Annotated in this window: 15 protein-coding genes; 9 read left to right on the forward strand and 6 right to left on the reverse strand. The window is 63.4% G+C overall.

Annotation, left to right across the window (positions count from 1 at the left end; genetic code table 11):
- Window positions 1-24 precede the first annotated feature (24 nt).
- From GJ700_RS15315 to GJ700_RS15330, 4 genes are all read left to right on the forward strand, one after another.
- A complete protein-coding gene (locus GJ700_RS15315; protein ID WP_154375311.1) occupies window positions 25-717 on the forward strand; it encodes an ArsR/SmtB family transcription factor in 693 nt (230 codons plus the stop codon).
- 76 nt (window positions 718-793) lie between these two features.
- Complete coding sequence (gene lepB / locus GJ700_RS15320; RefSeq protein ID WP_154375313.1) at window positions 794-1,468, forward strand: signal peptidase I; 675 nt, start codon at window positions 794-796, stop codon at window positions 1,466-1,468.
- A gap of 56 nt (window positions 1,469-1,524) precedes the next feature.
- Window positions 1,525-2,262: an ABC transporter ATP-binding protein gene (locus GJ700_RS15325; RefSeq protein WP_154375315.1), complete on the forward strand. Its 738-nt coding sequence runs from the start codon at window positions 1,525-1,527 to the stop codon at window positions 2,260-2,262.
- Window positions 2,259-4,643, forward strand: coding sequence for a CPBP family intramembrane glutamic endopeptidase (locus GJ700_RS15330; protein ID WP_154375317.1), 2,385 nt, complete (start codon window positions 2,259-2,261; stop codon window positions 4,641-4,643). The genes GJ700_RS15325 and GJ700_RS15330 overlap by 4 nt, the downstream gene beginning before the upstream one ends.
- 232 nt (window positions 4,644-4,875) lie before the next feature.
- On the opposite strand, the gene GJ700_RS15335 is transcribed toward GJ700_RS15330, so the two are convergent.
- Entirely contained in the window at window positions 4,876-5,682 is an 807-nt protein-coding gene (locus GJ700_RS15335) for an NAD-dependent epimerase/dehydratase family protein (protein WP_154375319.1), read from the reverse strand.
- A 67-nt stretch (window positions 5,683-5,749) separates the two neighbouring features.
- Window positions 5,750-7,321, reverse strand: coding sequence for a galactarate dehydratase (garD, locus tag GJ700_RS15340; protein ID WP_154375321.1), 1,572 nt, complete (start codon window positions 7,319-7,321; stop codon window positions 5,750-5,752).
- Between the two features lie 184 nt (window positions 7,322-7,505).
- Between garD and GJ700_RS15345 the strand changes: the two genes are divergently transcribed.
- The 5 genes from GJ700_RS15345 (at window position 7,506) to GJ700_RS15365 (ending at window position 15,338) form a co-directional block, all read left to right on the forward strand.
- Entirely contained in the window at window positions 7,506-8,213 is a 708-nt protein-coding gene (locus tag GJ700_RS15345) for a FadR/GntR family transcriptional regulator (protein ID WP_154375322.1), read from the forward strand.
- Window positions 8,214-8,425: 212 nt separating this feature from the next.
- Window positions 8,426-11,119 carry a TonB-dependent receptor gene (locus GJ700_RS15350; RefSeq protein WP_154375324.1) on the forward strand — a complete coding sequence of 898 codons (2,694 nt, stop codon included), beginning with the start codon at window positions 8,426-8,428 and terminating at the stop codon, window positions 11,117-11,119.
- 54 nt (window positions 11,120-11,173) lie between these two features.
- Window positions 11,174-11,965, forward strand: a complete 792-nt coding sequence (locus GJ700_RS15355; RefSeq protein WP_154375326.1) for a rhamnogalacturonan acetylesterase — start codon at window positions 11,174-11,176, stop codon at window positions 11,963-11,965.
- Window positions 11,962-13,482 (forward strand): pectinesterase family protein, encoded by a 1,521-nt coding sequence (locus GJ700_RS15360; RefSeq protein WP_154375328.1) that lies wholly within the window; start codon window positions 11,962-11,964, stop codon window positions 13,480-13,482. Before GJ700_RS15355 ends, GJ700_RS15360 begins: the two co-directional genes overlap by 4 nt.
- A 5-nt stretch (window positions 13,483-13,487) precedes the next feature.
- Window positions 13,488-15,338, forward strand: a complete 1,851-nt coding sequence (locus GJ700_RS15365) for a glycoside hydrolase family 28 protein (RefSeq protein ID WP_154375330.1) — start codon at window positions 13,488-13,490, stop codon at window positions 15,336-15,338.
- A 5-nt stretch (window positions 15,339-15,343) separates the two neighbouring features.
- On the opposite strand, the gene GJ700_RS15370 is transcribed toward GJ700_RS15365, so the two are convergent.
- The 4 genes from GJ700_RS15370 to kdgD all read right to left on the reverse strand — a co-directional run bounded on the left by GJ700_RS15370 (window position 15,344) and on the right by kdgD (window position 20,500).
- Complete coding sequence (locus GJ700_RS15370; RefSeq protein WP_229507025.1) at window positions 15,344-16,939, reverse strand: glycoside hydrolase family 43 protein; 1,596 nt, start codon at window positions 16,937-16,939, stop codon at window positions 15,344-15,346.
- A 162-nt stretch (window positions 16,940-17,101) separates the two neighbouring features.
- A complete protein-coding gene (locus tag GJ700_RS15375; RefSeq protein ID WP_154375334.1) occupies window positions 17,102-17,986 on the reverse strand; it encodes an SMP-30/gluconolactonase/LRE family protein in 885 nt (294 codons plus the stop codon).
- Window positions 17,974-19,551, reverse strand: coding sequence for an aldehyde dehydrogenase (NADP(+)) (locus tag GJ700_RS15380; protein WP_154375335.1), 1,578 nt, complete (start codon window positions 19,549-19,551; stop codon window positions 17,974-17,976). Before GJ700_RS15380 ends, GJ700_RS15375 begins: the two co-directional genes overlap by 13 nt.
- A gap of 37 nt (window positions 19,552-19,588) precedes the next feature.
- Complete coding sequence (kdgD, locus tag GJ700_RS15385; protein WP_154375337.1) at window positions 19,589-20,500, reverse strand: 5-dehydro-4-deoxyglucarate dehydratase; 912 nt, start codon at window positions 20,498-20,500, stop codon at window positions 19,589-19,591.
- Window positions 20,501-20,551: the final 51 nt, after the last annotated feature.

Here is a 20,551-nt window from a genome sequence, read left to right on the forward strand (position 1 = left end):
GGATAATTCGATGGAGAGCGAAACATGGATGCAGCGGAACCTGGTGGTGCGGATGGACGACTGGCCCGGATCGCGGGCGCGATCGCGGAACCGGCGCGGGCCCGCATGCTGTGCAGCCTGCTCGACGGCCATGCGCGCACGGCGACCGAATTATCCGCCGTGGCCGAGGTCAGTCCGTCCACCGCCAGCGCCCACCTGGCGCGGCTGAAAGAAGAACACCTGGTACGCCAGCTGGCGCAGGGCCGGCACCGCTATTACCAGCTGGCCGACGCCCAGGTGGCGACCGCGCTGGAAGCGCTGCTGGTGGTGGCGGGCGTGCCGCGCCCCCGCTTTCAACCCAGCACGCCGGACCGCCTGCGCCGCGCCCGCACCTGCTATGACCACATGGCGGGCCAGGTCGCCGTGCAATTGCACGACCGGCTGGCGGAACAAGGCTGGCTGCGCGACGAAGCCGACGGCTATGCACTGACGGCCAGTGGCGAACAGGGTTGCTCGGCACTGGGCATCGACGTCGCGGCGCTGCGCCGGTCGCGCCGCCGCTTCGCCTGCGCATGCCTCGATTGGAGTGAACGCAAGCCGCACATCGGCGGCGCGCTGGGCGCCGCGCTGCTGCAACTGGCGTTGAAAAAAGGCTGGGTGGAACAGGACCTGGACAGCCGGGCGCTGGCCATCGCGCCGCAGGGAGAAAAACGCATGCTGGCCGCCGTCGGCGCGTGAGCCGGGGCTGCCTAAGCACGGTTTAAGATTTGCCGACGATGATGTTTGCACCACACATCACTATTGAGGTAAATCAATGAAAACCTGGGTACGCGACAATAAAGGATTTATCGCCTTCATGTTGATGTTCGGCCTGTTCCGTACCGCGGTGGCCGACTGGAATCCCATTCCCTCCGCTTCCATGCATCCGAATTTGCTGGAAGGCGATGTCGTCTTCGTCAACCGCCTGGCGTTCGACTTGAAAGTGCCGCTGACCGACGTCGTCGTCACGCACCTGGGCGAGCCGCAGCGCGGCGATATCGTGACGTTTTCGTCGCCGTCCGACGGCACACGCCTGATCAAGCGCATCATTGCCGTGCCGGGCGATACGGTTTCGATGGAAAACGACCGCCTCACCATCAATGGCCAGCCCGCGTCGTACACCTTGCCGCAAGATGGCGTGGAAGCCATCGCCAATGTGGGCAAGCTGCAAGCTGTGCAAGTGACGGAAAAAGCAGGCGCCGCGGAACACCGCATCCAGCTGTTGCCGGAAATTCTGTCGGGCAAGCGCAGCTTCGCCCCGATCACCATCCCTGCCGGCCAGTTCATGATGCTGGGCGATAACCGCAACAACAGCAACGATTCGCGCTACATCGGCCTGGTGCCGCGCGAATTGCTGATCGGCCGTGCGGAACGTGTGCTGGTCTCGGCGGATATCGAAGGCAACTGGAAACCCCGCACCGATCGTTTCTTGATGGCATTAGGCCACTAACCGCGATTGCCGCCCCGCCTTATAATTCATGCAAACTTTTGCGGAACGGGGCGGCAATGATTGACTTCCAGGGACTCACCAAATCGTATGGCGGCTTCGAAGCCGTCAAACCGTTGACCATGCAGGTGCGGCGCGGCGAAGTGTTCGGCTTCCTGGGGCCGAACGGCGCCGGCAAGACCACCACCATCCGCATGCTGATGGGCATCCTGGTGCCCAGCGCGGGCCGCGTGCTCGTCGACGGCCTCGATTGCCAGCTCGATGCGGCCGAAGTCAAACGCCACGTCGGCTACCTGCCTGACATCCCCACTTATTACGACTATCTGCGCGGCCGCGAAATCCTGCAATTCGTGGCGGAGATGCATGGCTATTCGCGCTCGGAAGCACGGGGCCGCGCGCACCGCATGCTGCACGAACTGGGGCTCGACGAGGCGGCGGAAGAATTCGCCGTCAATTACTCGATGGGCATGAAGAAAAAACTGGGGCTGGCGTGCGCGCTGGTGCACAACCCCAAGGTGCTGGTGCTGGACGAACCGATCAACGGCCTCGATCCGCGCGCCTCGCGCGACGTGCAGGAGCGCCTGCTGGCCGCCGCCGCCCAGGGCACGACAATCTTCGTGTCGACGCACTTGCTGGACATGGCGGAAAAGCTGTGCGACCGCGTCGGCATCATCCACCGCGGCTCGCTGGTCGCGTGCGGCTCGCTCGATGAATTGCGGGGCGCCGCCTCGAGCGGCAGTTCGCTGGAACAGGTGTTCCTGAAGATTACCGACGAAGCCGGCGAGCCGACGCAATGACGTCCCCGATGCCGAACAGCGCGGCCCGCTCCGTGTGGCTGCTGACCCGCGTGCGCCTGCTGCGCATGTTCAACATGGTCAATGCGTTCAGCCTGCGCAAGAAGAAAGGCGCGCAACGCACGGGCACGCAGCGCAAGCGTACCGTGTACTGGATCCTGTCGCCCATCGTGGGCGCACTGATGATGGTCGGCGTCATCAATATCCTCAACGGTTCCATCGTCAACCTGCACTGCGCCATCGACCACTCGCAAGCCTGCATGAAGGCCGTGACCTTGAAGAACAACCCGGCCGTGCAATACCTGATCATGGACCACCTCAAAGCCACGGCATTCAGCACCAAACTGGCCGCCGCCGCGACCCTGCAAATGCTGATGCTGTGGCTGGTGGCCGTGCTGATGCCGCTGAGCAGCCGCGAACTGGCGCAGGCGGAATGGGACCTGGAATGGCTGGTCACGCTGCCCGTACAGCGCAAGGCACTGTTATGGGGCCGGCTGCTGGAGCGCACCGTCGCCAACCCCAGCGGCGTGATGTCCGTCTGGCCGGCCTGCATCGTACTGGCGTGGTATGGCGGCCATGGCTGGCTGTCGGTCTTCAGCGGCCTCGTCGCCGCGTGCCTGCTGCTGATGCTGGCCGCGCTGGCGCGCACACTGGCCGATACCGGCATGCGCCTGTCGCTGGCGCCGTCGCAATTGCGCAACCTGCAAGCGCTGGCGTCCGTCGTCTGCCTGCCCATCATGTACATGGCCATGTCGTATTCGATGATGGGGTATGGCTCCTTCACCTACGACTGGGCGCGCCACTTCCCCGCCTGGACATTGTGGACCCCGCCCGGCCTGGCCGTGCAGGCGCTGACGGCGCACACGTTGCAGCAGGCAGCCATGGCGGCCACCTTGCTGGCGGCGCAAACCTTTATCCTGATGATGGCCGGCGTGGCCGTGCTGCAGCACCAGTTGCGCGCCGGCGTGGTGGGCGGCGGTTCGCGTGAAAGCACGACGCGCAAGGCCAGCACGGCCGCGCCGGCTGATGACGATGGCGCGCACCAGGGACTGCTGGCCCGCCTGCAGCACTGGGGTACGACGTTGCAGCGGCGCGAACTGCGACTGCTGAGCCGTGACCGCAACTTCCTCGTGCAAAGCTTGCTGGTGCCGGTGGTGATCGTGGGCAGCCAGCTGGTGTTCAACAACCAGTTGCAATCGTTCGCGCAAATCGGCGAAAACCAGCACCTGATGGCGGCCGTGGCCTTTGGCATCGGCAGCTACGTGCTGATGCTGTCCGCGTTCCAGACGCTGAACACGGAAGGCAATGCACTGTGGATGCTGTACACCTTCCCCCGTTCGCTGGAAAGCATGTTGAAGGAAAAGGCCCGGCTATGGGGCGTGCTGGCGCTGTCGTATCCGCTGCTGGTGTTTGCCGCGGGCCTGTATTTCAAGCCCGTCTTCAGCTGGCAGCTGGCATGGCTGGCCATGATTGCACTGGCCGGCGTGGTGATTTTTTCCGGCATTGCCGTGTCGCTGGGCGTGTTCGCCTGCGACCCGCTGGCGCAGGAAACCCATGCCCGCATCCGTCCCACATATTCGTACCTGTACATGCTGCTGTGCAGCCTGTATGTGTACGGCATCTACGCGCAGGAATGGCTGCAGACCATCGCCATCATGGTGTTGACCAGCGGCCTGTCACTGGCGCTGTGGCAAAAAGCGCGCGACGCCCTGCCCTATCTGCTGGACCCGGCCGCATCGCCGCCGCCCCGCGTGGCGCTGTCCGACGGCTTGATCGCCGCGATTACGTTCTTTGTCACGCAATTGCTGGCGTTGCTGCTGCTCACGCGGGGCAAGCCTGCCAATGCGCGCGACGTGGCGCTGGCGTTCGCCATGGCTGGCGCGTTCGTGTATGGCGCCATGCGGCTCGTATACTGGCGCTACAAGACGGCCGGGGTACCGTCCGTGCTGGCCATCGTGCTGCATGGCAGCGCGGCGGCAGCCGTACGCGATGCATTGAAAACAGGATTGGTGGCGGGCGCGGTTGCCAGCGCCTTCGGCTATGCGTATCTGCACATGCTGCAGGGGACGGTGTGGCAGCGGGAACCGGTGACGGGCTCGCTGTGGTTCATCGCCATGGCCGTGCTGGCCGCCCCCGTGTTCGAGGAATTCATTTTCCGCGGCTTGATCCACGCGGGATTGCGGCGGCTGCTGCCGTCGCTGGCGGCGGCGCTGGGCAGCGCCGCGATTTTCGCCATCGTCCATCCATCCGGTTCGATGGTGCCGGTATTCGTGCTGGGCCTGTGCACGGCGTGGGCGCATGGCCGCAGCACGTCACTGCTGGCGCCGATGGTGGTGCACGCCATCTATAACCTGACGATCGTGGGGTTGCAAATCCGCTGGTAACGCATCTGCGCCAGGGCGCAATGGGGCAAATGAGATCGTGCACGCGTTTTACAACAGCGTGATCGTGATGTTGCAGTTTAAGTTCTGATTAGCAGCCGACGCAGGCTGCGGCGCCTATTCCGTAGGGCGGTTTGGCGCGAGCCAAGCCGCCATGCCAGCGTTACCACCAGCGCTTGCCATAGCGGCGGCGCGCACATGGCGGCTTGATGAAGCCAATCCGCCCTACGGATTTTTACTTGTACATCGGCCCGTCATTAATAAAGCCGCCGCCCTGGTACAGGGTCGCCGCATCGTCCGGCGCCGGATATGCGCCCGTGTCCGGGAACATGTGGCGGAACTGGCGTGAACTGTCTTTCGGGTGGAAGCCGATATGGCCCGCCTTGCGGTTATCCCACCACACGCCATCGTTGTCCGACATGCCGTACAACACGGTGTGGCCGACGCGCGGCGCCATCAGCGAGCAGCGCAGCGATTCCACCAGGTCTTCGTAGCTGAACCACGTCACCATCATGCGCGGGTTTTTCGGTTCCGGGAACGACGAGCCGATACGCAGGCAGACGGTCTCGATGCCGGCACGGTCCCAGTAATAGCGGGCCAGCTGTTCGCCAAACACTTTCGACAGGCCGTACATGGAATCCGGGCGGGTCGGGCTTTCCGCATCCAGGTGTTCCGTGGTCTTGTGGAAGCCGATCGCATGGTTCGAGCTGGCGAACACGATGCGGCGCACGCCATGCTTGTGGGCCGCTTCGTACACGTTGTACGTGCCCTGGATGTTCGCGAACATGATGTTTTCGAACGTGTTTTCCGTGGAAATGCCGCCGAAGTGCAGCACCGCTTCCACCCCTTCCAGCAAGTTCAGGACGGCAGCCTTGTCGGACAAATCGCAGCGGACGATTTCCTCGCCTTCGCGCGCTTCGCCCATGTCGCTGATATCGGACAGGCGCACGACGTCGGCCCAGGGCTTGATGCGGTCGCGCAGGATTTTACCGAGGCCGCCGGCGGCACCGGTCAGCAAAATGCGTTTGAATGGTTTGCTCATAGTCTGTTCCCCTTCAATCCAATTCTAGTTGTACGATGTCGTATGACGATATTATGCCATAACGTTATCAGGTCACTGGCGCCGGATTAAACAGTACTAACGCATTGTGCAATTTCCACTGCTCGGCCCAGGTTTTGCGGCCGCTCGCGACATCGAGCATCAGCCGGAACATTTCCCAGCCCACTTCGGCAATGGTGGCTTCGCCGCTGGCGATGCGGCCCGCGTTCACGTCCATCAAATCATGCCAGCGCCGGGCCAGGTCGTCGCGCGTGGCGACCTTGATCACCGGGCATTCCGCCAGGCCGTACGGCGTGCCGCGGCCCGTGGTGAAAATGTGTAAATTCATGCCGGCCGCCAGTTGCAGGGTGCCGCAAATGAAATCGCTGGCCGGCGTGGCCGCGTAAATCAAGCCCTTTTGCTTCAGCTTTTCGCCGGGCGACAGCACGCCGGAAATCGGGCTGGAACCGCTCTTGACGATGGAACCCATGGCTTTTTCCACGATATTCGACAAGCCGCCCTTCTTGTTACCCGGCGTGGTATTGGCGCTGCGGTCGACGCCGCCCCGCTTCAGGTATTGGTCGTACCAGTCCATTTCGCGGATCATCGCATTGGCCACGTCGGCATTGATGGCGCGCGATGTCAGCTGGTCGATACCGTCGCGTACTTCCGTCACTTCCGAGAACATCACCGTGGCGCCGGCGCGCACCAGCAAGTCCGTCGCATAACCGACGGCCGGATTGGCCGTCACGCCGGAAAACGCATCGCTGCCGCCGCACTGCACGCCCACCACCAGTTCCGATGCGGGCACCGTTTCACGGCGGCGGCGGTTCAATACGTCCAGCTGCTGTTCCGCCTTCGCCATGATGGAATCGATCATCGAGTGGAAGCCCACGTGGCCCTGGTCTTGCAGGCAGACCAGCGCCGGTTCGAAGTCCGGGTCCGCTCCGGCCGACTGGATGGCAATCGAGCCTTTCGGGAACAGGCGCTGCGGCTGCAGCTTTTCGCAACCGAGGCTGACCACCATGGCCTGGCCGCCGAAGTTCGGGTTCAGGCTGATGTTGCGCAGCGTGCGGATCGGCACGTCGGCATACGGGGCGTCGATCGCCACGCCGCAGCCATACGTATGTTCCAGTCCCACCACGTCGTCGACATAAGGAAACTTCGGCAGCAACTCCGCCTTGATGCGCTTGACCGCATGCTCGACCACGCCCGCCACGCACTGCACGGTGGTGGTAATGGCGAGGATGTTGCGGGTGCCCACGCTGCCATCCGGATTGCGGAAGCCTTCAAACGTATAGCCTTCCAGCGGGTCCATCGCCGGCGCCTTTTGGGTCGCGATCGGCAGGCCCGTCAACTCGCGCGCCGGCGGCAACGTCACCTGCGGTTCCGCGATCCAGCTGCCCGCTTTCAGGTCGGACGATGCATAGCCGATCGTGACGTTGTAGCGGATCACCGGGTCGCCCTGGGCAATGTCGCGCAACGCGACTTTGTGGCCTTGCGGTACCGCCTCCAGCAACGTGAGGCCGTCCGGGAACACAGCGCCCGCCTTCAAACCTCCGTCATTGACAACGATGGCCACGTTGTCGTTTTCGTGCATCAGGATGTAGCGCGGGCTGTTCGCGCTGGACGCTGCATTCATGTGTCTTTCCTTCTTGGGTGTTGTGTTCCGTCCAATTCAGTATGCCCCAGAAAAAAAAATTTGGCTAGTCCAGATTGCATATTTGGTCTGACCACCTTAGAATGGCCTGACCAAATTATGAAATTGCTCAAGACGCCTTACAAAATCGCTCAGCAAGTCGATCAATCTTTCAGTGACCCAGGCCATGAACGCACTTCAAAAAAAACACGGCGCAGCGCAGGAAACCACGGGCCACGAGCCACGGCTGTACCGCGTGGTGGCCGACCGCATCCAGCAACTGATCGCGGAAGAGCGCATCCTGCCGGGCGAACGCCTGCCGTCGGAGCGGGACCTGGCCACCAAGCTGTCCGTCAGCCGCGCCTCGCTGCGCGAAGCGCTGATTGCGCTGGAACTGGGCGGTGCGATCGAGGTGCGGGGCGGTTCCGGCGTCTATGTCAGCGAACTGCAACAGGACGCGGCGCTGCCGGAAGCCGGCCCGGGTCCGTTCGAAGTGTTGTCGGCACGCCGCCTGATCGAAGCGGAAATCGCCGCCATTGCGGCCCGCGTGGCGACCGACGGCGCGATCGATGCGATATTGAAAGCCGTACAGGAAATGGAAGCCAGCCACGCGAACAAGGCCAGCAATGAACACGCCGACCGCAACTTCCACCTGGCCATTGCGCGCGCCACGGGCAACAGCGCGCTGGTCGGATCGCTGTCGTATTTGTGGGACCAGCGGGGCCACCTGTGGCACCGCCTGAAAGAACACTTCCAGACCGAGGAATTGCGTCAGGAAACCCTGAAAGATCACCGCCACATCTTTGAAGCGATTGCTTCGCACGATGCGGCCGCCGCGAAAAAAGCCATGCGCGCCCATCTGGAGCGCGTGACGAGGACTTTTTCGCGCGGATGAGTTTTGCAATACCCGGGACCGTACCGCCTCACAGAAAAGACGGACACCCGAAAGAGTTATCGACCGTGTGCAAGCTCGGCGCCCAGGCAGGCGCCCTCCTGGCAACGGCACGGAGTACGCGAGGTGCTCCAAGTAGCGAATGGCGACGGCGGCAAGGTGCCGCAAGTAAACGCCGCGCATAACTTTTCTTGAATTTTGAAGGAGACATAACTATGAACAAGCCTTGCCCTGCGCAGCCACGCCTGTTGCTGACGTCCATCACCCTCGCCGTGCTGACCCTGGTCAACTCCGTCCATGCAGAGGAAATGCAGCGCGTGGAAATCACCGGTTCGTCCATCAAGCGCCTCGCGGCTGAAGCAGCGCTGCCGGTGTCGTCCATCAAGGCGGAGGAATTCGTCGAGCGCGGCATGACCACCCTGGCGGACGTGATGATGGCGCTGCCGCAGTCGGCATCGCTGGCGCCGTCTAACGCCGGTTCCGGCACCAACATCAACTTGCGCGGGTTGGGCGTGAACCGCACGCTGGTGCTGTTGAACGGCCGCCGCCTGGCGAACGAGGCGATTGCCGCCGGGTATGCCAACCTCGACGTGATTCCCATGAGCGCCCTGTCGCGCGTGGAAATCCTGCGCGACGGCGCATCGTCGATCTATGGTTCCGATGCGATCGGCGGCGTGGTCAACTTCATCACCAAGCGCGACGTCGAAGGCGGTTCCGTCACGGCGCAATACATCCAGCCTGAAAAGAATGGCGGCGGCGACGAACAGCGCGTCACGCTGACGTACGGCATGGGCAACCTGGCCAACGATGGCTGGAACGTGTACGCCACCGTCGACGCCCACCAGCGTTCGCGCCTGGCGGCAAAAGACCGCGCCGACCTGTCGTCGGCTGCCAAGCTGACGGAACTGGGTCGCGCCCCGACCCTGGGCAGCGGCGGCAACGCCACCCCGGCCAACTTCACGACGGCCACCAACAAGACCGCGCAAAACCCGTACTACTCGGCCGGCTGCCTGGCGCCATCGTCGATTCAGGGCGCAAAAAACACGTGTATCCTGAACGCCAACGAATATGGCACCGCACTGCACGCCAACCAGCAGGTGACGTTCTACACCAAGGCCACCAAGCGCTTCTCGGAAGACCACACGGTCACCATCGATTACGCGCTGGGCACGGAACAGATCCTGGCCGCGCGTAACCCGACCAATGCGGTCGCCGTCAATGGCGTGTCCGCCATCCTGCCATCGAGCAGCAAATGGTATCCGGGCGGCGCCGGCGGCGTGCCTGCCGTGGCGGGCCTGAAAGGCGAACCGCTGACCGTGACGTGGGCAGTGGCCGACTATGGCGTGGCCGTACAAAAAGACAAGCAGATCAACCAGCGCCTGGCGGTCTCCGACGAAAATCGCTGGGGCAACTGGGATACCCGTGCCGGCCTCGTGATCGGTATCAGCGACCGTGAAAACTATTACCAGAACGGCTTCTTCCGCGGCCAGGGCTTGCTGGACGGCCTGAAATCCGGCGCGCTCAATCCATTCGGCCTGCAAGACCAGACCGGCCTGGATTACCTGAAATCGGTTTCCGTCGACGGCCAGAAAAACCGCGATTCGCGCACCACGTACACGGGTGTCGACTTCAACGCCAGCCGTCCTCTGATGAACCTCGCCGGCGGCGAAATGAACGTGGCCGTCGGCCTGGACTTCCACCGCGAAACCACGCGTGACGACAAACTGGCGATCCAGAATGACGTGACGTACCTGAACTCGAGCGCATCGCATGGCGAAGGCGCGCGCAACGTGGCCGCTATCTACGCGGAGATCGACATCCCGCTGACCAAGCAGCTGACCCTGAACTTTGCCGGCCGCGACGACCATTTCAGCGACTTCGGCAACACCTTCAATCCGAAAGCCAGCTTCCGCTACGAGCCTTCGAAACAGCTGATGTTCCGTGGTTCGGCCAACACGGGCTTCCGCGCACCGACGCTGTTCGACGCTTACGGCTACCGCCTGCCTGGCGCCACCACCCGCACGTCGGCCAAGTGGGATGACCCGGTACTGTGCCCTGGCGGCACGCCAGGCATGGCTGGCACCGGCAAGGCATTGCCAGGCTATGTGGCGTCGGAAGTGTGCAACGCGACCCTGCCGAAGCAGACCGGTTCCAACGCCGACCTGCAACCGGAAAAATCCAAAGGCTGGACCCTGGGCGTGGTGGTCGAGCCAACCAAGTCGCTGACCCTGTCGGCCGACTACTGGAACATCCGCATGACGGACATGCTGGCCAACCTGCCGGAGCAGGTGTACTTCCTGTACCCGGACAAGTACAAGTCGTTCTTCGTGCGTAACGCCGACGGCACCATCAACTACATCAAGAATGTGACGATGAACCTGGGCGGCCAGAAGGCGGCCGGTATCGACCTCTCGGCATCGTATTCGTTCCCGCGCTCGTCGACCTGGGGCGACTTCAAGGTGCAGCTCGACGGCACCTACCTGACCCAGTTCGACAACCAGCTGGAAAAGGATTCCGAGTTCGTCTCGAACGTGGGCCGCTTCGGCCTGGCCAGCAACGGCACCACCAGCAGCTTCCCGATCATCACGTACCGCTGGAAGCACACGCTGAAGCTGAACTGGGCGCTGGGCAACTGGTCGGCACAAATGACGCAGAACTACAACTCGAAGTATGAAGACCAGAACCTGGTGGCGCAGCAATACTGGCGCGACATCAATTCGTACAAGCCATGGAACCTGACGGCGACGTACAAGGGCTTCAAGAACATCGTGATCACGGGTGGTGTGACGAACCTGTTCGACTCGGCTCCGCCGGCAACCAACCACAGTGGCTATTCGTTCGGCTACCTGAGCAGCGCTGCCAGCCCGATCGGCCGTTCGTATAACCTGCGCGCGACTTATAACTTCTAAGCATACGGGCCACGGCGCTGGTCCCATCCAGCGTCGTGGCCCAACGGGGATCCGATGAAACTGAATTCCATGACCGCGGCGCTGGCATTGTATGCAGGCGCCGCTTTTTCCATTCACGCCGCGGAAAACAAACCCGTGCGCTTCATCCTGGTGGGCGATTCCACCATGGCCACGGCCAGCGGTTACGGCGACGCGTTCTGCGCGCGCGTCATCCGCGCCGACACGTGCATCAACCTGGCCAAGGGCGGCCGCAGCTCCGGCAGCTTCCGCGCCGAAGGCCGCTGGGATGAAGTGCAGGGTTTGCTGAAAGGCGCCAGCGCTTACCGCGCCACCTACGTGCTGATCCAGTTCGGCCACAACGACCAGCCGGGCAAGCCCGGCCGCTCGACGGACCTGGTGACGGAATTCCCCGTCAACATGACGCGCTACGTGCAGGAAGTCAAAGCGCTGGGCGGCGTTCCCGTGCTGGTGACGCCGCTGACACGCCGCAGTTTCAAGAACAAGATCCTGGAAAACAACCTGGCGCCCTGGGCGGACGCGATCCGCAAGGTGGCGGCCGAACAGCAGGTTGCGCTGCTGGATCTGAATGCGGACAGTGTCGCCGCCGTGCAAGCCATGGGCGAAGCGGAAGCCGATACGCTGGCGGTGGAACCCAAGCCCGCCGCCGCTCCCGCCGCCACCGCTGACCTGGCCAAAGTCGAACCCGCCGGCGCCGCAAAAAGCGCGTTCGATTACACGCACGTGGGACCGAAAGGCGCCATGTACTTTGCCCGCATGGTCGAGCGTGAACTGAAGGCGGCATTGCCGGTCACGGCCACGCAATTCCGTCCCGAGGGCCAGCCATGACGGTGCGCCGCCTGGCTTGCCTGCTGGCCACATTGGTGGTGCACGGTGCAGTCCACGGCGCCGATGCGCAACCTGCGGCCCGGGACAGCAGCACGGCTGCCGGTCCCACGGCCGCCACCGGCACGGCCCGCCCGCAATTGACGGCCGCGCAGGCGGCGCAATTCACGTACAAGGAAGTGTTGAAATACGTGGGCGTGGCGGGCAGCGAGAGGGTCGACCCATGGGACCCGCTGGCCGATCCGCTGGCCACCAACGCACCGTTCACGCCAACGTATATCGTCAATGCGAAAGCGCCAGCCGATGGCGTGCGCACGTTTAACACGGTGCAGGCGGCCGTCTCGCGCGCACTGCTTGACGCCGGCCAGCGCAAGCGCGTCTACATCCTGGTGAAGCCGGGCGTGTACCGCGAACTGGTGTACGTGCCGGCCGCCTCCGTAGCCATCACCTTGTATGGCGAAGGCAGGCAAGCCGCCGACACCGTCATCACGGCCAGGCTGGACGCCGCCGTCGCGGCGGACGCTTACGCGGCGCAATATGGTCCGCATTTCGCGCAAGCGCACGCGGACGTGCAAGCCATGCACGCACTGGTCAGGGAGCGCGCGGCGGCGGGCAAAGGCAATATCGGCACCGGCGGCTCGCAAACCATGTGGGTGCAAAACCACGGTTTCCAGGCCCGCAATCTCACCATCGCCAACGGCTACAACAAGGACACCGGCAATGCGCGCGAAGAATGCGGCGAGCGACCGTGCGGCCGCAGCGACGTGAACCCGCAACAGAACGTGGTGCACCACCAGGCCGTGGCGCTGCAAGTGGAAGGCGCGGACAAGGTGCAGTTTGAAAATGTACGCCTGATCGGCTTCCAGGACACGCTGTACCTGAAAAACCGCGACGTCCACCAGCGCCAGCGCGATACGGTGCGCAGCTTCTTCCACAACGTGTACATCGAAGGCGATGTGGATTTCATTTTCGGCGACAGCACCGCCTATTTCCTCAAATCGGAAATCCGCACGCTGGGCGACCGCACCACCGCCTATGTCGGCGCCCCCAACACCAGCTACCTGTCGAAATACGGCTTCGTGTTCGACCAGTCCGCGTTCACGCATGACGGTTCGAAAAACGCACTGGCCGGCCAGTTCTTCCTGGCGCGCCAGTGGTTCCACAACCAGAAGTGCACGCCGTACGGCAAGGTCCCGGTGGAGGGTTACCGCTGCGTCCTTGGCGACGTCAGCGCCTATGCCGCACCGAACGGCACCATCACGCCGAACGTGCTGGAAACCGTGGGCAAGATGGTGGTGATGAATTCCCGCATCGGCCGCCACATCAACCGTGAGCGCCCGTGGTCGGACTGGAACCGCAACGGCACGCTGCCCTACCGCCCCGCGCAATTCAATTCGGACGATTACTGGGCTAACCTGAAGGCGGCCGGCATCGATCCCGTGAAAGACCTTGGCTACCAGCGCGCGCCGCAGCCTGCCGCGCCCTTCCTGGCCGAATACAACAACATTTACGAAAATTAAACACCATGAAATTCACCATCAATCATTCGCGCCGCACGCTGCTGAAGACCACGCCGGCTGCAGCCATGGCCCTGGCTGGCGCGCCCGCCATCGCCGCCACCGAACCCGATCCGTGGCTGCGCGCAGCGGAGATCGCGAAGAAGCTGGCCAACCCGACGTCGTTCCGCAAGCAGGATTTCCTCGTGACGGATTTCGGCGCCGGCCAGTGCCAGCTGACGAAAGTCAAGGCGTGGGTCTCGCATGACGACGAAGCGCTGATCGATACCCCCGTCAAAGGTTCGAAGGATTGTTATCCGGCTTTGCGCGACGCGATTGCCGCGTGCCACAAGGCGGGCGGCGGGCGCGTGGTGATCCCCGCCGGTAACTGGTATTGCGCCGGCCCCATCGTGCTGCTGTCGAACGTGAATGTGCATTTGAATAAAGGCGCGCACGTCTATTTCAGCAACAACCCGGAAGACTATGCGAAATATGGCGAATTCGATTGCGGCAAGAACGGCAAGCTGGTGATCACGCGCTGGCAGAGCAACGATTGCCTGAATTTCGCATCGATGATTTACGCCTATGGCCAGGACAATATCGCGCTGACGGGCGACGACTGGACCAGCATCCTCAATGGCCAGGGTGGCGTGCCGTTCGCGGACAGCCCGGATTGCTGGTGGACGTGGAAGGGCAAGAACCGCACCATCAACGCGGTGTCGCAAACCAATACGCCCGGCTACAAGCCCGGCTCGATCGCGGCCAACATGGAAAACCCCGTCAACCCGAAATCCCTGGCGGACGTGGCGCCCAACCTGACGGACGATGAGCGCAAGCTGATCCAGGGCGACGGCAATAAATGGCGCGCCGATGAACACTACCTGCCGGCGCTGTCGGAGGCCGGCGTGCCGCTGCCGCGCCGCGTGTTCGGCCTGGGCCACTTCCTGCGTCCGTCGATGATCCACATCATCGGCTGCACCAACGTGCTGCTGCAAGGCTACCAGGTGACCAACACGCCGTTCTGGCAACACCACCCGGTCCACTGCCGCAACATCGTGCTGCGCAACGTGAACATGAACAGCCACGGCCCGAACAGCGACGGCTTCGATCCGGAATCATGCGACCACGTGCTGATCGAAGGCAGCATGTTCGACACGGGCGACGATTGCATCGCCATCAAGGCGGGCAAGAACCAGGATACGCAATACGGCCCGTCGCAAAACATCGTGATCCAGAACTGCACGATGCACGCGGGCCATGGCGCTGTCACGCTCGGCAGTGAAATGGCGGCCGGTATCCAGAACGTGTATGCACAAGACCTGGTGTTTGAAAACAAGCACTGGAAAACCAACCCGCTGAACACGGCGATCCGCCTGAAGACCAACATGAACCGGGGCGGCTACCTGCGCAATTTCTACGTGCGCAATATCTCGATCCCGAACGGCGTGCAAACGTCGCCGTCGTTCTATGCATCGCTGCCGGGTTCCCCGATCGCGTCGCGCACGGTGGCCACGGCGGCCGGCGCCGTCGTCACCTTCGATTGCGACTACACGCCGACGGCGGACAGCGTGCGTACCCGTCCGCCCGTGGTCAGCAATGTGCACATCTCGAACGTCAAGGTCGGCAATGTGGACACCAAGGACGGCAGGAAAGCATCGTGCTACCAGGCGATTGTCGTGCTGGGACCGGTGGCGTCCGACTACAACGGCCCGCAACCAATGCCGGCCGTACTGCCCGTCACCAACGTGACCGTCACCGACTGCGATTTCGGTACGCCGGTGAACGACAAGGCGCCGTGGTACCTGTACAACGTGAAAGGCTTGAAGCTGAAGAATGTGACCATCGGCGGCAAGGTGCACAACGCGGAGCTGGCGGGCTGACGGGGTCAGTTGGCCGGGCTGACGCGGAAGTAATCGATCTCCGCGTAGCCCGCGGCGGTGGCCGGCGCAATGCTGAACAACCCCATTTGCGCCCCCACCCAGCGCCCCATCGCCGCCGTGAACGGCTGGCCAACCGTGGTGTACGCCACGCCATCGGCGCTGTACGAAAACCGCGTGACGCCGCCCTCCGCGACTGCCATCCGCAGGTGCACGGAATTGCCCGCCAGCGGCGCAACGGCCTCATCCTTTTCAGTGCACGCCTTGTTGGCCTTGTCACAGCCGGCGGCAACCACCATCAACTTGCCGCCATGACGCCGCACACCAATCCAGCGGTAATCCATGCCATACATCAGCAAGCCCGCCTTGCCGCCTTCGGCCAGGCCGGCGCCATCAACCAGCGCATCGACGGTAAAACGCTCGGCAGGCAGCTTTTGCAGCAGCACGGCGGGCGCATGCCACAGGTTGCGCGCACCCGCCGCATCGCTCCACGCCTGCAGGCGCAACCAGCCCGGGCGCACCGTCAGCGAATACCACTCGGGCCGCCAGTTGGCATTCCACTGCCACTGCAAGCCCAATACCGGCGCATTGAATTCATCGGACGATGGCGGCATCGCCATGCGCGTATCCGCCGCCACCGGCGGCCGGTACGTCATGACCGGCTCGCCCGTCCCTTTACCCTCGCGGTCGATACCGATCACGGGCCAGCCATCCTGCCACGCCATCGGCTGCAAGTGCACGACACGGCCATAGGCCCGCTTGTCCTGGAAGTGGTAAAACCAGTCTTCGCCCTGCGGCGTACGGACCCATGCGCCCTGGTGCGGACCATTGACGGGAGAAATGCCCTGGGCCATGACGATGCGGTCTTCGTACGGCCCGTCGATGCGGCGCGAGCGGAAGACGGATTGCCAGCCTGTTTCCACGCCGCCGGCCGGGGCGAATACGTAGTACCAGCCGTCGTGCTTGTACAGCTTGGGCCCTTCCAATGTGCGGTAATTCGGCAACTTGTTGCCATCGATGACCACCGGACCCGCTTCATCGAGCATGCGCGAGCCGTCGGGCGCCATGCGGCGCAACGTCAGCACGTTATTGAAGCCCGCGCGGCTTTTCGCCCAGGCGTGCAACAAATACGCCTTGCCATCGTCATCCCACAGCGGCGTGGGATCGATCACGCCCTTGCCGGCCAACAGCAGGCGCGGCTCGCTCCACGGCCCGGTAAAACCCGTGGCGGTCGTCACGTACACGCCGACATCCGGGTCCGGATAAAAAATCCAGAATTTGCCATCGTGGTAGCGCAGGCATGGCGCCCAGACGCCGTCGCCGTGGCGCGGCTGCGCATAGACGTCCAACGGCAGTTGCCGCTGCACCGCATGCCCCACCAGTTCCCAGTGCACCATGTCGCGCGATTGCAGCAGCGGCAAGGCGGGCGAACTGTTGAAGCTGGACGACGTCATGTAATACATGTCGCCGACGCGGATCACGTCCGGGTCGGAATAGTCGGCATGCAGGATGGGGTTGGTGTAGACGGGGGATGGCGGCGCGGCATGCGCACCAGGTGCGAGGAAAGACAGCGACAACGCGGCGATGCGGAGGACTGCGTTCAATGCTTGCTCCTGCGTTCGTGAAACGTAGGGCGGTTTTGCCGGAGGCAAAGCCGCCATGCCTGCGAAACGGTGCGGCAGGAGCTGGTGGCGGCGCTTGCATGGCGGCTTTCGCCTGCAGCGAAAACCGCCCTACGGAAACCAGCCAACACTCCGGCGCGTGTCCTAGCCTCTGAAAGGAACGTCGGCGATCCCTTTCACACCGGGCCGCAGCGTAATCACCGCCCCGCCCCAGCGTGCATCTTCCGGTTTGCCGGAGACAATCGACGTCACCAGCAGCGTCTCCATGTCAGGCCCGCCGAATGCGCACATCGACGGTTTCAGCATCGGCAAATCGATGCGGCGATCCAATTTTCCACTGGGCGTAAACCGCAGCAGGCAACCGGCATCGTTGGCGCACGTCCAGTAGCAGCCATCGGCATCGACGGCGGCGCCATCGGGACGGCCCACCTGCTGGTTCAAATCCGCAAACACGCGGCGGTTCGACGGCGTGCCGGACTCCGCATCGAAATCGAACGCCCACACCAGGCGGCGCTGCGGATGCGAATCCGATAAATACATGGTGCGGCTGTCCGGCGCGAAGGCCAGGCCGTTTTGCGTCAGCAAGCCATCGACGAACGGCGCGGACAGCGCGGCGCCGTCATGCGAATACAGCACACCGGCCGGATTGGCGGCCGCCATGTCCATGAACATGGTGCCGGCCCAGAAACGTCCCTGCCGGTCGCAGCGGCCATCGTTGAAGCGCAAGCCTGGACCGAGGCCGCCGGCATGGCACAGCAGGGTTTCCGCCGCGCTGGACGATTCGCCCAGCACCAGCGTGTACAAGCCCGATTCCATGCCCGCCACCAGGCCGCCGCCGGCACGGGGCGCGATGCACGCCACCATTTCCGACGTGGTCCAGCTGCGCAGCGCACCGCTGGCGCCGTCCATGCGCCAGACCGTGCGTTGCGGGATGTCGACCCAGTACCAGGCGCCGGCGACGGCGTCCCAGACCGGGCTTTCACCCGTCTTGCAAATGAGATCGCTTATTTGATGGATCACGCGTTCCATACCAGGTCGCCGTCTTCCACGCGCGGGATGGCCAGCGGGTTATTGTCCAGCAGCGCCGCAGGCAGCAGCTCGGCCGGCACTTCCTGGTAGCACACCGGACGCAGGAAGCGGTCGATGGCGGAGGCGCCCACCGACGTCGAACGCGGATCGGACGTCGACGGGAACGGGCCGCCGTGCACCATCGAATGCGCCACTTCCACGCCGGTCGGGAAGCCGTTGAACAGGATACGGCCGGCCTTGCGCTCCAGCGTCGGCAACAGCTTGCCGGCAAAGCCGATGTCGGCGCCGGTGGCGTGCACGGTGGCCGTCAACTGGCCTTCCAGGTGTTCGGCCACGCGCAGCACTTGCTCCTGGTCGCGGCAACGGACCAGCAGCGAGCATGGGCCAAAGATTTCGCTTTCCAGCTCCGGGTTCGACAGGAAGGCGTCGGCGTCCACTTCATACAGCGAAGCGATGGCGCCGCACGGCAAATCGCCACCCAGGCCCGAGGCCAGCAGTTTCACGCCGGGAATCGACGCCAGCTTGTCCACGCCGGACGTGTAAGCCGAATGGATGCCCGGGGTCAGCATGGTTTGCTGCGCCTTGCCGCCCAGGAAACCCACCGCCGCATCGACGAATTGCTGCAGCGCCGGGCTGTCCACGCCCACCAACATGCCGGGGTTGGTGCAGAACTGGCCTGCGCCCAGGGTCAGCGAATCGGCGAAAGCCTGCGCGATTTTCGGCGCGTTTTCCAGTGCGCCCGGCAACAGGAATACCGGGTTGATCGACGCCATTTCAGCGTAGACGGGAATCGGTTCGTGACGGGCATTGGCCGTGCGCACCAGCGCCAGGCCACCCTGGCGGGAACCGGTAAAACCAACCGCCTTGATGGCGCGATGCGCCACCAGGTTCTGGCCCATGGTGGCGCCGGAGCCGATCAGCATCGAGAACACGCCTTCCGGCATGTCGCATTCGATGGCGGCTTGCTGGACAGCTTTGCCCACCAGTTCCGACGTACCCAGGTGGGCCGAGTGCGCCTTGACGACGACCGGGCAGCCTGCGGCCAGTGCCGACGCGGTATCACCGCCTGCCACGGAAAACGCCAGCGGGAAGTTACTTGCGCCGAACACGGCCACCGGGCCCACGGCAATCTTGCGCAGGCGCAGGTCGGGACGCGGCGGTACACGTTCCGGCAGGCGCGAATCCAGCGTCGCGGTCAGGAAGCGGCCGTCGCGCACCACCTTGGCGAACAGGCGCAACTGCGTGCAGGTGCGTCCGCGTTCGCCTTCCAGGCGGGCTTGCGGCAGGCCGGATTCCGCCATCGCCCGTTCGATCAGTGCAGGACCGAGGTCCATGATGCGGTCGGCGATGGTTTCCAGGAAGCGCGCACGCTGTTCCAGCGAAGTTTCACGGTAACGGTCAAACGCCTGTTCCGCCAGCTGGCAAGCTTGCTGCAACTCGTCTTCGCCACCCAGGCCGAACGCAGGTTCGATCTGCTCGTTGCGGGACGGGTCGATGGCTTTGACAGTGCCTTGCTGGCCGCGAACGGTGGTTCGGCCGATGATCATTTCACCAGAAATCTGCATGTGTGCTCCTAGAATGTTGCGGGCTTGTGGCCCTGAATTATTGGGCGCCTTGTGCGCGTATCAGTTTGTCCAGCATGTCGCATTCTGCCTCAGTCAGGTCCACCAGTGGTGCGCGGACCGGACCTGCGTCATGACCCACCAGGCGGGCGCCGGCCTTGACGATGCTGACGGCATAGCCTGCTTTGCGGTTACGGATCTCCAGGTACGGCAGGTAGAACTCGTCCAGCATGCGGTTTTGCTCGGCATGGTTGTCGGTAGCGACAGCGTGGTAAAAGTCCATGGCCAGTTTCGGCATGAAATTGAACACGGCCGAAGAATACACCGGAACGCCCATGGCTTTGTAGGCCGCAGCATAAACTTCCGCGGTCGGCAGGCCGCCCAGGTAGCTGAAACGGTCGCCCATGCGGCGCCAGATCTGCATCATGCGCTCGATATCGCCAATGCCGTCCTTGAAGCCGATCAGGTTCGGGCAACGGTCAGCCAGCTTTTCCAGCGCGTTCGCGTCCAGCTTGCAAACGTTACGGTTGTACACCACCACGCCGAAGTTCACGGATTTGCAGACTTCTTCCACGTGGGCGATCAGGCCGTCAATCGGAGCTTCCGTCAGGTAGTGCGGCATCAACAGGATACCGGCCGCGCCCAGGCGCTCGGCTTCCTGCGCATAACCGATGGCAACGCGGGTAGGACCGCCGGCGCCGGCCAGGATCGGCACTTTGCCACGGCAGGTGTCGACCGCGGTCTTGATGACTTCGCTGTACTCAGGCTGGGTCAGCGAAAAGAATTCACCGGTGCCGCCGGCGGCGAACAGCGCGCTGGCGCCGTATGGCGCCAGCCATTCCAGGCGCTCCGCGTAGGTTTTCTTGTTGAAATTGCCTTGGGCGTCGAAGTCCGTCACCGGGAACGATGGCAGGCCGGACGACAGGATGGTTTTTAATTCATTGGGTTGCATGACATCTCTCCAGGTTTTCGGTGATCAGCGGCACCATGCTCGCTTGTTGTA

Origin of the sequence: Pseudoduganella rivuli, from assembly GCF_009674485.1 — a bacterium.
In the GTDB taxonomy this organism is placed as follows: Bacteria; Pseudomonadota; Gammaproteobacteria; order Burkholderiales; family Burkholderiaceae_D; genus Rugamonas; species Rugamonas rivuli_B.